At 59.0% G+C, this 13,752-nt stretch carries 13 protein-coding genes and 1 rRNA gene; 11 read left to right on the forward strand and 3 right to left on the reverse strand.

The genetic code is table 11. The annotated features are described in order from the left end of the window. Positions 1-3: 3 nt before the first annotated feature. Both DLM86_RS24810 and DLM86_RS24815 read right to left on the reverse strand, forming a co-directional pair. A complete protein-coding gene (locus DLM86_RS24810; protein ID WP_110842754.1) occupies positions 4-462 on the reverse strand; it encodes a phage holin family protein in 459 nt (152 codons plus the stop codon). 9 nt (positions 463-471) lie between these two features. Next, complete coding sequence (locus DLM86_RS24815) at positions 472-1,266, reverse strand: hypothetical protein (protein ID WP_245954883.1); 795 nt, start codon at positions 1,264-1,266, stop codon at positions 472-474. A 193-nt stretch (positions 1,267-1,459) separates the two neighbouring features. Between DLM86_RS24815 and gatC the strand changes: the two genes are divergently transcribed. The 9 genes from gatC to DLM86_RS24860 all read left to right on the forward strand — a co-directional run bounded on the left by gatC (position 1,460) and on the right by DLM86_RS24860 (position 11,654). Beyond that, entirely contained in the window at positions 1,460-1,747 is a 288-nt protein-coding gene (gene gatC, locus DLM86_RS24820; protein ID WP_110842755.1) for an Asp-tRNA(Asn)/Glu-tRNA(Gln) amidotransferase subunit GatC, read from the forward strand. A gap of 26 nt (positions 1,748-1,773) precedes the next feature. After that, a complete protein-coding gene (gene gatA, locus DLM86_RS24825; RefSeq protein ID WP_110842756.1) occupies positions 1,774-3,231 on the forward strand; it encodes an Asp-tRNA(Asn)/Glu-tRNA(Gln) amidotransferase subunit GatA in 1,458 nt (485 codons plus the stop codon). A 14-nt stretch (positions 3,232-3,245) separates the two neighbouring features. Next, positions 3,246-4,694: an Asp-tRNA(Asn)/Glu-tRNA(Gln) amidotransferase subunit GatB gene (gene gatB / locus DLM86_RS24830; RefSeq protein ID WP_110842757.1), complete on the forward strand. Its 1,449-nt coding sequence runs from the start codon at positions 3,246-3,248 to the stop codon at positions 4,692-4,694. Between the two features lie 139 nt (positions 4,695-4,833). Next, positions 4,834-6,522, forward strand: coding sequence for a stalk domain-containing protein (locus tag DLM86_RS24835; RefSeq protein WP_110842758.1), 1,689 nt, complete (start codon positions 4,834-4,836; stop codon positions 6,520-6,522). A gap of 152 nt (positions 6,523-6,674) precedes the next feature. Then, positions 6,675-7,340, forward strand: coding sequence for an MgtC/SapB family protein (locus tag DLM86_RS24840; protein ID WP_110842788.1), 666 nt, complete (start codon positions 6,675-6,677; stop codon positions 7,338-7,340). Positions 7,341-7,369: 29 nt separating this feature from the next. Continuing rightward, a complete protein-coding gene (locus tag DLM86_RS24845; protein WP_110842759.1) occupies positions 7,370-8,008 on the forward strand; it encodes a hypothetical protein in 639 nt (212 codons plus the stop codon). Between the two features lie 28 nt (positions 8,009-8,036). Next, positions 8,037-9,263: a DUF4097 family beta strand repeat-containing protein gene (locus tag DLM86_RS24850; RefSeq protein ID WP_110842760.1), complete on the forward strand. Its 1,227-nt coding sequence runs from the start codon at positions 8,037-8,039 to the stop codon at positions 9,261-9,263. A gap of 65 nt (positions 9,264-9,328) precedes the next feature. Next, positions 9,329-9,763 carry a peroxide-responsive transcriptional repressor PerR gene (gene perR, locus DLM86_RS24855; RefSeq protein WP_110842761.1) on the forward strand — a complete coding sequence of 145 codons (435 nt, stop codon included), beginning with the start codon at positions 9,329-9,331 and terminating at the stop codon, positions 9,761-9,763. Positions 9,764-9,899: 136 nt separating this feature from the next. Continuing rightward, the gene (locus tag DLM86_RS24860) at positions 9,900-11,654 is read left to right on the forward strand and encodes a glycosyl hydrolase family 18 protein (protein WP_342773117.1); all 1,755 of its coding nucleotides are present in this window, start codon (positions 9,900-9,902) and stop codon (positions 11,652-11,654) included. Between the two features lie 57 nt (positions 11,655-11,711). Here DLM86_RS24860 and DLM86_RS24865 read toward each other — a convergent pair whose 3' ends face one another. After that, the gene (locus DLM86_RS24865) at positions 11,712-12,083 is read right to left on the reverse strand and encodes a DUF2614 family zinc ribbon-containing protein (RefSeq protein WP_110842762.1); all 372 of its coding nucleotides are present in this window, start codon (positions 12,081-12,083) and stop codon (positions 11,712-11,714) included. Positions 12,084-12,223: 140 nt separating this feature from the next. Here DLM86_RS24865 and DLM86_RS24870 point away from each other — a divergent pair, with 140 nt between their 5' ends. Further along, complete coding sequence (locus DLM86_RS24870; RefSeq protein WP_110842763.1) at positions 12,224-13,087, forward strand: nucleotidyltransferase-like protein; 864 nt, start codon at positions 12,224-12,226, stop codon at positions 13,085-13,087. 535 nt (positions 13,088-13,622) lie between these two features. Beyond that, a 16S ribosomal RNA gene (locus tag DLM86_RS24875) occupies positions 13,623-13,752 on the forward strand; the annotation flags it as partial.

Genomic DNA, 13,752 nt, shown 5'->3' on the forward strand with positions numbered 1-13,752 from the left:
GCTTCACACGGCGTTAGTAACGGCAACTCCTATGGCGAGACGATCCCATAGGAGTTTTTTTATCGCCTCGGACTCGGCATGGCTGATGCATTCGACGATCAGGACAACCTCCGTCGGCAGCTTCGACTGGCGCCGGTTTTTCGCCGTATGGTAGAGCCAGTCGATCAGGAAGCCGACGAGTGCGCCGAAGGCCAGTCCGATCAGTCCCCAGATGATCGGTCCCCACGTCAAGCGGAAGCCGAACGACGCGCCCAGCACCGAGAAAGCCGTACCGAGCACCGCGGCCAGATCGAGCAGGCTGACGCCGTCCGAGCGATGAATTGTATCGAACAGCCGGGGCGGCTCCGATCGTTTTTCCAGTGAGACGACGAAGATGCGCTCCTGCCCCATGCCCATCCGCTCCAGATCGCTGATGGCGAGCTCCACGTAGAGGGAATGCTCGAACGTGCTGATGACGTACATCGTTTCTTCTCACAACCTTTTCTTCGAAAAATAAGGCATCGCGAAATGCGCGCTCTGGTAGCGCCGGCGAAAAAACTGCGCCTGCTCCACGCCGAACAGCTTGTTCGATTCGACGGAGATGACGTAGGAATCGTACAGCGCGAATCCGTACAGAGACGGCATGAATAGAAACCATTCCGGGTCGAGCACGGACGCGGCCTCGGAGAACGAGCCCATGATCGTGTGATGCACGGCCTCGAACAGGTGCGAGAAGTAGGCCGTACCGATCCAGCACGACAGCAGGAAGAAGCCGGTCGGAATGAGCCGGACGTACAGATGGCCGAGCCCCGGCGTCAGCAGCGACCAGAGCAGAGCGAGGTAAGGGGTGCGCTTGTCCAAAAAATTGATGCCGAACATCGTCAGCTTGAACGGCCGGATCGGAGCGTCCTCGCGCTCGATCAGCACGCTCAGCTTGTTGAAGTCGACGGCGATCCGGTAGCTGTCCCATATGCCGTACAAATAAACAGCGATGTAGAGCAGCATCCAGCGGATGTCGAGGACGCTTTTGGCCAGCTCGAACCGGCCGGTGAACGAATACATCATGGCGATGTTGATTTTGGCGTTGTAGTTGATGAACAGCTCCCACAAAATGAGCGTGAACCCTTTCGCGTACATGCCGAGCATCAAGTACCCGTTGCCCGGAAAAGCGGCGGACCACCAGGCGACGACCCAAGGGTGGCGGCGGTGGATCGAATTCGTGCTCAAGCTCCCCAATTCGACCCGATATCGCCTGTAACGTTGCATCAAGTACGGATCGTTTTCCATCGGTTTCGTTTCTCCCCCATCTCGATTGTCTTACCAATTATATCCAAAAACGGCGTCTCTGAAACGGTGCGCGCCGCCGGCTCCGAACGGCGCTCCGGGCCGCGCGGTTGTTGAGTTCCAATACCCGGTAAGCTATAATAGGAAGAATGATCGGAACCAAAAAAACGATAGGCAGCAAGCGGAGGTGCGAACGATGAGCATTACGGCGAAAGACGTCGAGCATGTGGCCAAGCTGGCCCGGCTTCGGCTGGACGCGTCCGAGACGGAACGCATGACGGAGCAGCTGAACGCCATATTGCGATACGCGGAAAAGCTGAACGAGCTCGACACGGACGGCGTGGAGCCGACCAGCCATCCGATGCCGTTGTCGAACGTCATGCGGGAAGACGCGGTGCGGCCGTCCTGGCCGATCGAGAGCGTGCTGAAGAACGCTCCGGACGAAGAAGACGGGCAGTTCAAAGTGCCCGCCGTATTGGAATAGTACCGCTTAGCGGAGGAGGGTCCCCATTGTCTTTGTTCGACTTGAAGCTGCAAGACATCCATAACCGGTTGGCGGGCAAGGAGCTGTCCGTGAACGACTTGGTCGACCAATCGATGCAAACGATCCGCGCGAACGAGCCGAAGGTTCGCGCGTTTCTTCGCGTGGACGAGGAAGGAGCGCGGCGGACGGCTCGCGAGCTCGACGAGCGGCTGGCGAAGGGCGGCGACCGCGGGCTGCTGTTCGGGCTGCCGGCCGGCATCAAGGACAACATCGTCACCGAAGGGCTGACGACGACGTGCGCGAGCCGGTTTCTCGGCAACTACGACCCGATCTACGACGCGACCGTCGTCAAGAAGCTGAAGAGCGCCCAGACGGTCACGATCGGCAAGCTGAACATGGACGAGTTCGCCATGGGCGGCTCGAACGAAAATTCGGCGTATCACGTCACGACGAACCCGTGGAACGCCGAATACGTGCCGGGCGGCTCCAGCGGCGGCTCGGCCGCGGCGGTCGCGGCGGGCGAAGTGTATTTCGCCCTCGGCTCGGATACGGGCGGCTCGATCCGCCAGCCGGCTTCGTATTGCGGCGTCGTCGGCTTGAAGCCGACGTACGGGCTCGTCTCCCGGTTCGGTCTGGTGGCGTTCGCTTCCTCGCTCGACCAGATCGGCCCGCTGACGAAAAACGTAGAGGACGCGGCTTACGTGCTGCAGGCGATCGCCGGCCACGATCCGCACGATTCGACGTCCGCGAACGTCGCGATTCCCGACTATGTCGGAGCTTTGAGCGGCGACGTGAAAGGCTTGCGCATCGGAGTTCCCAAAGAATATATGGGACAAGGCGTCGATCCGAAGGTGAAGGAAGCGGTGATGGCCGCGCTGCGGGTGCTGGAAGGAATGGGCGCCGTCTGGGAAGAAGTGTCCATGCCCCATACCGAATACGCGGTGGCGACCTATTACTTGCTCGCCTCGTCCGAGGCGTCCTCGAACTTGGCGCGCTTCGACGGCGTCCGTTACGGCGTCCGCGCGGCCGATCCGGACAACCTGCTCGACCTGTACGTCAAATCGAGAAGCGAAGGATTCGGCACCGAAGTGAAGCGCCGCATCATGCTCGGCACGTACGCGCTCAGCTCCGGCTATTACGACGCCTACTACCTGAAGGCGCAAAAGGTGCGCACGCTCATCAAGCGCGACTTCGACGAAGCGTTCCGGAACTACGACGTCATTATCGGGCCGACGGCGCCGACGACGGCGTTCAAGATCGGCGAGCAGGTCGACGACCCGCTGACGATGTACTTGAACGACATTTTGACGATTCCGGTCAACCTGGCGGGCGTCCCGGCGATCAGCGTACCGTGCGGCCTGGCGGACGGACTCCCGGTCGGCCTGCAAATCATCGGCAAGCCGCTCGACGAAGCGACCGTGCTGCGCGTCGCCCACGCGTTCGAGCGGAGTACGGACCATCATAAGCTGCGCCCCGCGCTGTAAGGAAGGAGGAGCGAATCCACGTGACGGACAAGCAATTCGAAACCGTAATCGGGCTCGAGGTTCACGTCGAGCTGCACACGAATACGAAAATTTTTTGCGGCTGCTCCACCGAATTCGGGGCGCCGCCGAATACGCATACGTGCCCGGTATGTCTCGGCCACCCGGGCGTGCTCCCGGTGTTGAACCGCCAAGCGGTCGAATACGCGATGAAAGCGGCGATGGCGATCAACTGCGAGGTCGCGACCCACAGCAAGTTCGACCGGAAAAATTACTTTTATCCCGATTCGCCGAAGGCGTATCAAATTTCGCAATACGACCAGCCGATCGGCCAGAACGGCTGGATCGACATCGAGGTGAACGGCCGGACGAAGCGAATCGGCATTACCCGCCTCCATTTGGAGGAGGACGCCGGCAAGCTGACGCATGTCGACGGCGGTTACGCGTCGCTTGTCGACTTTAACCGCGTCGGCACGCCGCTGCTCGAGATCGTCTCCGAGCCGGACATCCGTTCGCCGGAGGAAGCGCGCGCCTACTTGGAGAAGCTGAAGGCGATCATCCAATATTGCGACGTCTCCGATGTGAAGATGGAAGAGGGCTCGCTGCGCTGCGACGCCAACATCAGCCTTCGTCCGTACGGACAGGAGAAGTTCGGCACGAAGGCCGAGCTGAAAAACATGAACTCGTTCCGCGGCGTTCAGCGCGGACTGGAGTATGAGGAGAAGCGCCAAGCCGAGGTGCTGTCGGGCGGCGGCGTCGTCGTGCAGGAGACGCGCCGTTGGGACGAGGCGCAAGGGAAGACGGTGTCGATGCGCGGCAAGGAGGAAGCGCACGACTACCGGTACTTTCCCGACCCCGACCTCGTTCGTCTGTACATCGACGACGAATGGAAGGCGCGCGTGCGCGCGACGATTCCGGAGCTGCCGGACGCCCGCAAGGCGCGGTATACGGAGCAGCTCGGCCTGCCGGCCTATGACGCGGAGGTCATCACGTCGTCCAAAGAGCTGGCCGACCTGTTCGAAGAAAGCCTCGGCTATACGAAGGACGCCAAGGCGGTATCGAACTGGATCATGGGCGATTTGCTCGGCTACTTGAACGCGAACGGCCTGGAGATCGACGCCGTCCGGATTACCGGACAAGGGCTGGGCGAGATGATCGGACTGATCGAGAAAGGAACGATCAGCGGCAAAATCGCCAAAACCGTGTTCAAGGAAATGCTCGTGTCGGGCAAGCGTCCGGAGCAGATCGTCGAGGAGCAAGGCCTCGTCCAAATTAGCGACGAAGGCGCGATCCGGGCGATCGTCGACAAAGTCGTCGAGGCGAATCCGCAATCGGTCGCCGATTACAAGGCCGGCAAAGAGAAGGCCGTCGGCTTCCTCGTCGGCCAAGTGATGCGGGAGTCGAAAGGGAAAGCGAATCCGGGTCTCGTCAACCAGCTGATCGTGGATCGGCTGAAAAGCGAATAAGCGGTGACACGTCGCGAACGAACGCGGGTGAACGGCCGCAAGCGGAAGGAATCCCCTTCCGCTTTTTTTTTCGCCCGCGATGAACTTTAGGCCGTTTCGGACGTATTAACCATAGAACCGTAACCGAGGAGGAATCCCTTTGAAAAAAAAGTTTAAAGTGAACCGCACGATGATCGCCGCTTCGCTCGCCTTGGCGCTGGCCGTGCCGGGCACCGCCGCCTATGCGGCGGATGCCGCTTCGACCGTGCCGCCCGCCGCCGAGGCGAACGTCTCCGTGCCGGCGACCGCGCTCGTCCCGCTGCGCGACTTCAGCGAATCGATCGGCGCCTTCGTCCAATGGAACGAAGCCGACCGGTCCGTCATCGTCTTGCGCGGAGACGTCGAGCTCGTCCTGAAGATCGGCGACGCGTCGTATACGTTGAACGGCAAGCCGATGACGCTGGACAAGCCCGTCGAGCTTGCCGGCGAGAAAACTGTCGTGACGCTCGGCGTCTTGACCGAAGTGTTCGGCGTCAAGGCGGGATGGAACGCGCAGACGGGCACCGTTATCGTCGCCAAGGACGATTACCCGCTGCTCGCCAGCTCGTTCATCGCCGCGCTGAATGCCGGCAAATTCGCCGAGGCGTCCGCCTACCTGAACGACTCGGTGCGGAAGCTCGTTCCCGAGCCGCTGCTCCGCCAATATTGGGGAAGCATCGCTCAGACGTTCGGTCCGATGGGACCGCAGGTCGCCGCTTCCGAAAGCTCTAACGCCGTTCACCGCAACGCGACGCTCGTGTACGACACGAACGCGGCTCCGTTCGAGATGACCGTCCGCTTCGATACGTACGGCCGGATCGACGACTGGTTCGTGCCGGCGTCCCCGACGATGGGCGGTTATGCGAAGCCGGCGTATGACGACGCGTCGAAATATACGGAGAAAGAAGTGACGATCGGCGAAGGTCCGCTCGCGCTGCCGGGCACGCTGACCGTTCCGGCGGGCAAAGGGCCGTTTCCGGCGGTCGTGCTCGTGCACGGCTCCGGCCCGCACGATCGCGACGAATCGATCGGCGCGGTCAAGCCGTTCCGCGACCTGGCGGTCGGCTTGGCGGCTCAGGGCATCGCCGTCCTCCGCTACGAGAAGGTGACGCGCGAGCATTCGCTCAAGTCGCAGCTGTCCGGCGCTCCGTTTACCGTGAACGAGGAGACGGTGGACGACGCGATCCGGGCCGTTGAGCTGCTGAAGCGAACGGAAGGCATCGACGCGTCCGGCATCTATGTGGCGGGTCACAGCCAAGCCGGCATGCTCATTCCGCGCATCGTCGAAGCGGGGCGGGATCTCGGCATCGCCGGGACGATCGTCCTGGCCGGACCGTCTAGGCCGCTCGAAGATTTGCTTCTCGAGCAGCTGAAGCATCAGCTGGAGCTCGCGAAGAAGGCCGGGCAGCCGGCGGAACCGCTCGAGCAGCAGCTCGCGTTTTACGAGCAGCAAATCAAGCTGCTGAAGGACCCGCAGGTGACGGTCGACAATCCGCCGGCGGGCTTCATGCTCGGCAACGCGGCATGGTGGGTCGATTTCCGCAACACGTATGCCGGCGAGCAGGCGAAGGATCAAAAGGGCCGGATGCTGATCGTGCAAGGGGAGAACGACGTGCAAGTATTCCCCGACAACCTGGACGGCTGGAAGAAGTCGCTGTCCGCCCGTACGGACGTCGCGTACAAGCTGTATCCGAAAATGAACCATACGCTCGTCGAGTTCGACGGCGAATCGACCGGCGCCGAATATGCGATTCCCGCCAACGTGCCGGATTATCTCATCGGCGACATCGCCAAATGGATCAAGCCCTAATCGTTCTTTGTTCCGGGACGCCTACGACAGGCGTCCTTTTATTCATGTTTTGCCGCATTCCGTGATACAATAGAAGTTGCCAACGTTTTCTAACGCTATCGACGCAGGGGGTGGACGATACGGACAGTCTCTGGCATCTCGATCCGCTTCATATGACGTTCCGTCTCGTGCTCGCGCTCCTGCTGGGCGGATTGATCGGCTTGGAGCGCGAGCAGCATAACCATCCGGCTGGGTTTCGCACTCATATCCTCGTCTGTCTCGGCGCCTGCCTGATTATGCTCTTGTCCGTATACGGCTTCGGCGAATTCGCGAACGAGCCGAGCGTTCGGCTCGACCCGGCGCGGCTGGCCGCTCAAGTCATTACCGGCATCGGGTTTCTCGGCGCCGGTACGATCGTATTCAACGGAAGCTCCATTTCGGGATTGACGACGGCCGCTTCGCTATGGGTCGTCGCCGCGATCGGCTTGGCGGCGGGTGCCGGGTTTTATTTCGCGGCCGTCGTCACGACGCTGTTCGTGCTGATCAGCCTATGGGTGCTCAATAAAGTGGAGAAAAAATGGATGGGCGGCAAACGCGCGCATACCGTCACGGTCGAAATGTGCGACCGGCCGGGAAACTTGGCCTCCGTCTCGTCGATTTTGGCGGACAAAGGCGCCGACATCAAGAAGGTGTCGATCCGCCAGCTTTCGCCCGCCGAGGAAGATGGAGGGACGGTGCTCGTCACCATGCTCGTACGGCTCGCGAGGCCGGAAGCGATCGTCCCGGCGGCCGAAAGCTTGAGGCGGCTCGAGGGCGTATCGAGCGTTTCGTTCGAATAGCCGGAAGCACGTAAAGGAGGAGTGGAGACATGAACGATTCGCAGCAGCACAACTCCGGGCCGACGCCCGACGCCGTCCATAACCGCGGCGGAGCTCCCGGTCCGCAGCAGGAGATCGACGGGCGGCCGCATCCCGCCTGGGACGCATTCCATCCTTACGCGGCGCTCGTTCCGCGAAAGCGGAAATGGGTCGTCTGCCTGCTGTCGCTGCTCATACCCGGAACGGGACATTTTTATCTCGGCCTGATGCAAAAAGGGCTGACCGTCATGCTGCTCATCATTATGGATATTTTCGCCATCGTCCATTTTTCGATCAATATGTCGAGCATTCCGCTCATTACGCTGCTCGCGCTCTTTTTGCCGATTATTTACTTCTACAGCCTGTTCGACGCGCTACTGTCCACGGACAAAGTGAACGCTTACCGGTACGCGCCTGCCCCCCGTCCCGACGGATCGCCCGGGGAATGGAGCGGCGAAGCGCGAAATCCGGCGCAGTCCCAGCCGTACATCGGCTGGCTGCTCGTCGCCGTAGGCGGCCTCTTTTTCGTGTTCAGCGCGAAGCCGGACTGGATATCCTTCGTTCTGGACAAGATGGGGACGATGATCGGCGGGATGATTTTGATCGGCATCGGCCTCGTCCTGTTTTTGCGCAAATCGAAGCCGAAATGACGTTCGAATAAGCGGGGAGAGAAGCGCCATGATCAAAGTGGGAAAGGCGACGGCGGGCTTGCTGCTGCTCGCCGTAGGAGGCGCGCTGCTGGCGGACCGGCTGATGGACACGAATCTACTGGGCTACGCCGCCGATTGGTGGCCGCTCGTGTTCATCCTGCTCGGGCTCGAATATATATGGGTCAACTTCAAATATGGGGGCCGCGAGCGCACCCGGCTCGAAATCGGCGGGGTGGCGGCGGCCGTTCTCGTCTGTGCGGCGATCGTCGCGTATTCGCAAGGCCGCCTGGCCCCGGCGAAATGGCTGGACGGCTTCGACTGGCAGTTCGGCTCCGTGCTGTCCGGCGAATTCGGCCATAAGTTCGAGAAGGAACCGATTACGGTCCGGGTGACCGGGAAGACAGACAAGCTGGTTGTGGACAATCCGAACGGCGGCGTCGTGCTGAAGGCGGGGGACGGCGACCGGATCACGATCGAGACGACCGTATGGGTCGACAAGCTGGACGAAGACAAGTCGCGTCAAGTGGCCGACGCCTCCAAAGTGGAAGTCGCCGAAGGAGAGACGCTGCGGGTTTCGGCCCTGGGCGAGACGTATTCCGGCAGGCGGAAGCCGCGCATGAATATGGTCGTCACCGTCCCCGCTGCTGTCCCGCTCGATATCGAGCTGCAGCTGCGCAACGGCCGAGTCGAGGCGGATAACGTCCCGATTCGCGACGAGCTCGTCGTCCGGACGACGAACGGCTCCGTGTCGGTGAACGGACTGGACGGGAACTTGATCGCCGATACGACGAACGGCTCCATCCGGGCGAGCGGCATTGGCGGAATGGCCGATTTGGGCACGACGAACGGAGCGGTTACCGTCGCCGACGTATCCGGAGACGCCTTCGCGAGAACGACGAACGCATCCGTGCGGATGGAGCGTATCCGGGGCAAGGCGGAGGCCGAGACGCAGAACGGTGCGATCGGAATCGAAGAAGCGGAGCGGGGCGTTCGGGCGAAGACGACGAACGGCGCCGTCACCGTGGCAAGCCATACGGTCGGGGGCGATTGGAAGGCGGAGACGACGAACGGGCGGATCGAGCTGAAGCTTCCTTCGCAAGGCCATTACACCGTCGAGGGAGAGGGCGGCAAAGCTTCGTCGGATTTGCCGTTGAACGTTTCCGAGCGATCGATCCAAGGCCGAGTCGGGACGGGGCAGTATGAAATCCGACTGGAGACGACGAACGGCTCGCTGGTCGTGAACCGGATCGATTGACAAACCGAGGCGCCCGGTCGTACAATTAAGGGTAACTTCATTCTGAATGCATGGTGGTGAGGAGCATGACGTCCCGATTCGAGCAAGCGCTGGAGAAATTGAAGACGACCGGAGTTCGAATGACGCCTCAACGGCATGCCATCTTGGCCTATTTGCTGGATACGATGGTTCACCCGACCGCAGACGACATTTACCGCGCGCTGGAGGACCGCTTCCCCAGCATGAGCGTGGCGACCGTTTACAACAACCTGAAAGTATTCATCGAGGCCGGCCTCGTCCGCGAATTGACGTATGGCGACGATTCGAGCCGCTTCGATTCCGATATGTCCGACCATTACCACGCGATATGCGATCAATGCGGCAAAATCGTCGACTTCGACTATCCGCCGCTGCACGAAGTGGAGTGGAACGCGGCGAAGCAGACGGGCTTCCAGGTGAAGGGGCACCGGCTGGAGGTACACGGGATTTGTCCCGAGTGCGCTGCGGCTGTCAAACATTAGTGAACCGCGAAGCGGTCCGCATCGTCGATAACTGTAGTATAATGGACGTGTCTTTTCGAGACGCGTCTTTTTTGTTGCATGTAACGATCCAATCGTTTGGGACAAAAGCACCATCATGGGGAGAGGAAATGGGCGGATGGACATGAAGACCCCGCAGACGCCGGAGCGACGCAAGAAGCGCTCCCGGATCGTTACGCGATCGTTCGGCTTGCTGCTTGCGGTGGCGATTGCCGGACTGTTTACGTATTATTGGTTCGAGAACTATTATCCGAACGGCGAGCGTGTTCAGCCGGACTTCGGGGGACTGGCGAAGCCGGTTTTTTATCGCGGGGAAATGCTGAAGGAAGAGGCCACCGGAGAGAACGACGCCTTGAAGCTGCCGCTTGCCTTTATGAAAGAGAAGGTGGACCCGACGATTTTCCACGAGACGGCCACCGATTCGGTTATCATTACGACGCAGGATAAAGTGCTGCGGATGAAGACGAACGCGCTGACCGCGACGGTCAACGAAAAGCCGTTAACCTTGAAGTTCCCGATCGTCAAAAAGGGAGATCACGTCTACTTGCCGATCGATCCGGTCAAGCAGCTATACGGCATGGATATCCGCGAATCGGAGGAAACGGGTGTCGTCATCGTTCATTTGCAGGGCGATACCGTCCAATGGGGCAGAGCGAACGGCGGAGCGAAGGAGCGTCCCGTCGCGATGCGGCGCGAGCCGAGCATCAAGTCGCCGATCGTCGCCGATTTGCAGCCGGACGAGGAGATCATGCTTTGGCCGGAAAAGGATACGGAAGAGTGGTATTACGCGCAGAGCAAGGCCGGTATCGTCGGTTATGTCCGTAAAAAAGACGTCGCCGTCGATCGCGTGGAGACGATTCCGCCGCTGGTCGATCCGGAGCCTTTCGTACCTTGGAAGCCGACCGGAGGCAAAATCAATATGACGTGGGAGCACGTCACGACCAAAAATCCGGACACGTCCAAAATCGGCCCGATGCCGGGCTTGAATGTCATTAGCCCGACCTGGTTCCATCTGGCGGACGGTGAGGGCAACCTGAAAAACTTGGCCGACGCTTCCTACGTCAAGTGGGCGCAGTCGCAAGGCTATCAGGTATGGGCGCTGTTCAGCAACGGCTTCGATCCGAAAGTGACGACGCAGGCGCTCGCCACGTACGACAAGCGGATGAAAATGATCAAGCAGCTGCTCGCCTTTGCGCAGCTGTATAAGCTGCAAGGGATCAACATCGATTTCGAAAACGTCGATTTGAAGGACAAAGCGAAATTGACCCAATTCGTCCGGGAAATGACGCCGCTGCTGCATGAGCAAAACTTGGTCGTTTCGATCGACGTAACGACCAAATCGACGAGCGAAAACTGGTCGATGTTTTACGATCGCACCGCCTTGGCGCAAACCGTCGATTACATGATGGTCATGGCGTACGACGAGCATTGGGCGAGCAGTCCGGTCGCGGGCTCCGTCGCCTCGCTGCCCTGGGTCGAGAAATCGATCGTGCAGATGATGAAGGAGGACCGGGTCCCGGCTTCCAAGCTCGTGCTCGGCGTTCCTTATTATACCCGCATTTGGACGGAGCAAACGAAAAACGGCAAAAAAGAAGTCAGCTCCCGGGCCGTTTTCATGGAGACGGTCGTCAAGCTGATCAAGGACAAAGGCTTGAAGCCGACGTATTCGGCCGAGAGCGGGCAAAACTATGTCGAGTACACCGAAGACGGCAAGCTTATGAAAATTTGGATCGAGGACGAAACGTCCATAAAAGCGCGCATCGAGCTTGTCCACAAATACGACTTGGCCGGCGTCGCTTCGTGGCGGCGGGGATACGAAACCCCGAACATCTGGGAGCTGGTGAAGCAAACGCTGGAGAAGCGCTCCTCATAACGAACAAACCCGACTATCCTGTCACAGGAAGTCGGGTTTTTTTGATCTTCGATCCGGTTATTGGGGCTTGTCCGCGAGCGCCGCATTCGGCTCTTCGCCCGGAGGGGCGTAGCGGGGGTCGAACGATAAGATCGTTTTGCAGAACATGCACCGGTCGGTTTTGCCCAGCATTTTCGTCATTTTGCCGCATTCCGGACATTCCAGCGATACGGCGCTCGTGGACAGCATGCCGGCCCAGAAGTAGACGGCCACGCTGCCCAGCATGCCGATCATGCCGATGACCATGAAGATGGCGGCGATCACTTTGCCGATTTGTCCCCAATTGAAGACGATGCCGGCCAATCCGACGATCATGAGCGCCATGCCGCCCATCGTCAGCAGCAAGCCCCATAGCCGGAACTCGTTGATTTTGCTCGATTTGAAAAACATCGGGAAAACCTCTCCTTCTTTTGACGCGCGCCAATTAAAGTCGAACTTTGTACGCGCGGATGCAGGAAACGGGAAGACGACGTAGAACTACTTTGTGTATAGATCACGTAGGAATCCGTATCAGAAAGCCGGGGGTACGCATGGAATCGATTCGACAATACGTAAAGGAACGTTACCGGCACGATCCGGGGACGATCGGCGTTTCCGTCATATCCAACCTTGCGCCGTTCAACCCGGTAGCGGAAGGGTTCGACGTTCTCGTACTGGTCGTAGCCGACTCCGCCGCAGCCGATTTCACTACTCATTATATAAAAGACGGTACCCGTATACAAGAATGTTGCCTGCATCCCGGTAAATTGGAGCAATGGATATTGAACGGCGGCAATCGCAACGCTATCCATTGGATTTTGCAAGGGGAGATACTGATGGACCGTAATTTGTATTTGGAAGGACTTCGTCACAAGCTGCTCGAATTTCCGCCCGAGCTGCGCAGCAAGAAGCTGATCGTCGAATTCGACCAATTTCTGAGAAGCTTTTTGCAGAGCAAGCAATATTTGCAGGACGGTCATCTGCTCGACGCCTACAGCAACATTTTGGACGCGCTTCGCCATTGGGCCCGGATCGCCATTATCGAGGAAGGGCTTCATCCCGAGACGCTCGTATGGGCTCAAGTGCGCAAAAGCAATCCCGGCGTGTACAAGTTCTACGAGGAGCTGACGTCCAATCACGAGTCGTTGGAGAAACGGATCCAGCTGGTCGTGCTTGCCTGCGAATTTTCCGTCATGTCCAAGATGGAGTGCTGCTGCTCGATCTTGCTCGACGTGCTGCGCAGCCGTGAAGAGCCTTGGAGCTTGCAAGAGCTGATGGCGTTCCCTCAATTGAGCGAGCTTCAGCTGGACTTGTCCCTTCTGCTCGGCAAGCTCGTGCGCAAGTCTCTGATCCGGGAAGTCGTCGAAGCCGAAGGGGACGACGCGTTTTTGCATCGATTGAAGTATACCGTTTGACCGCAGCCTGTCGGCGATGAGCGGTGTCGTCCGGACGAACCGGCCCTTCTATAAGGGCGATTCGTCCGGATTTGTTTTAACGCAACAGAAAGTGTAGCTTCGCTAAAGCGAATGCGACTTTCTATACCAAGAATAAGCTACCGCTAGACCACGAATGTACCTCATCGAAAGGCTTCGATCAGAAGCTTTTCTTATTTTTTTGGGGATAATCGGGTCGAAATGTTCCGTGTTTTCAAACTTTTTTGGGAGGCTTGACTTTGCTTGTCCGAATATGTTAAATTAATTTTCGCCGCTTGAAACGGCAAAATCACATCAGGTTGAAAAAGTTTCCTGAAAAAAGGTGCTTGCAAAGAAGTAGGCTGATGTGATATATTAAAGAGGTCGTCGCAAAAAGCGACTCAACAAAAGTCGAAGCAACGACGACGGTTGAATTTGTTCCTTGAAAACTGAACAACGAGCGTGCAAGTGCGGTCTCGCAAGAGACCACAACAAGTCAGTACGAATTGAGCAATCAGCTCATCCAATAAGCAGTACCTTTTTGGAGAGTTTGATCCTGGCTCAGGACGAACGCTGGCGGCGTGCCTAATACATGCAAGTCGAGCGAGTCTCTTCGGAGGCTAGCGGCGGACGGGTGAGTAACACGTAGGCAACCTGCCCGTAAGACC

Source organism: Paenibacillus flagellatus, from assembly GCF_003217775.1.
In the GTDB taxonomy this organism is placed as follows: Bacteria; Bacillota; Bacilli; order Paenibacillales; family NBRC-103111; genus Paenibacillus_AB; species Paenibacillus_AB flagellatus.

Coding starts and splice junctions, on each gene's coding strand:
- DLM86_RS24810 (WP_110842754.1), bottom strand. CDS start 462: ATGTACGTCATCAGCACGTTCGAGCATTCCCTCTACGTGGAGCTCGCC.
- DLM86_RS24815 (WP_245954883.1), bottom strand. CDS start 1,266: ATGGAAAACGATCCGTACTTGATGCAACGTTACAGGCGATATCGGGTC.
- gatC (WP_110842755.1), top strand. CDS start 1,460: ATGAGCATTACGGCGAAAGACGTCGAGCATGTGGCCAAGCTGGCCCGG.
- DLM86_RS24840 (WP_110842788.1), top strand. CDS start 6,675: ATGACGTTCCGTCTCGTGCTCGCGCTCCTGCTGGGCGGATTGATCGGC.
- DLM86_RS24845 (WP_110842759.1), top strand. CDS start 7,370: ATGAACGATTCGCAGCAGCACAACTCCGGGCCGACGCCCGACGCCGTC.
- DLM86_RS24850 (WP_110842760.1), top strand. CDS start 8,037: ATGATCAAAGTGGGAAAGGCGACGGCGGGCTTGCTGCTGCTCGCCGTA.
- perR (WP_110842761.1), top strand. CDS start 9,329: ATGACGTCCCGATTCGAGCAAGCGCTGGAGAAATTGAAGACGACCGGA.
- DLM86_RS24860 (WP_342773117.1), top strand. CDS start 9,900: ATGGACATGAAGACCCCGCAGACGCCGGAGCGACGCAAGAAGCGCTCC.
- DLM86_RS24865 (WP_110842762.1), bottom strand. CDS start 12,083: ATGTTTTTCAAATCGAGCAAAATCAACGAGTTCCGGCTATGGGGCTTG.
- DLM86_RS24870 (WP_110842763.1), top strand. CDS start 12,224: ATGGAATCGATTCGACAATACGTAAAGGAACGTTACCGGCACGATCCG.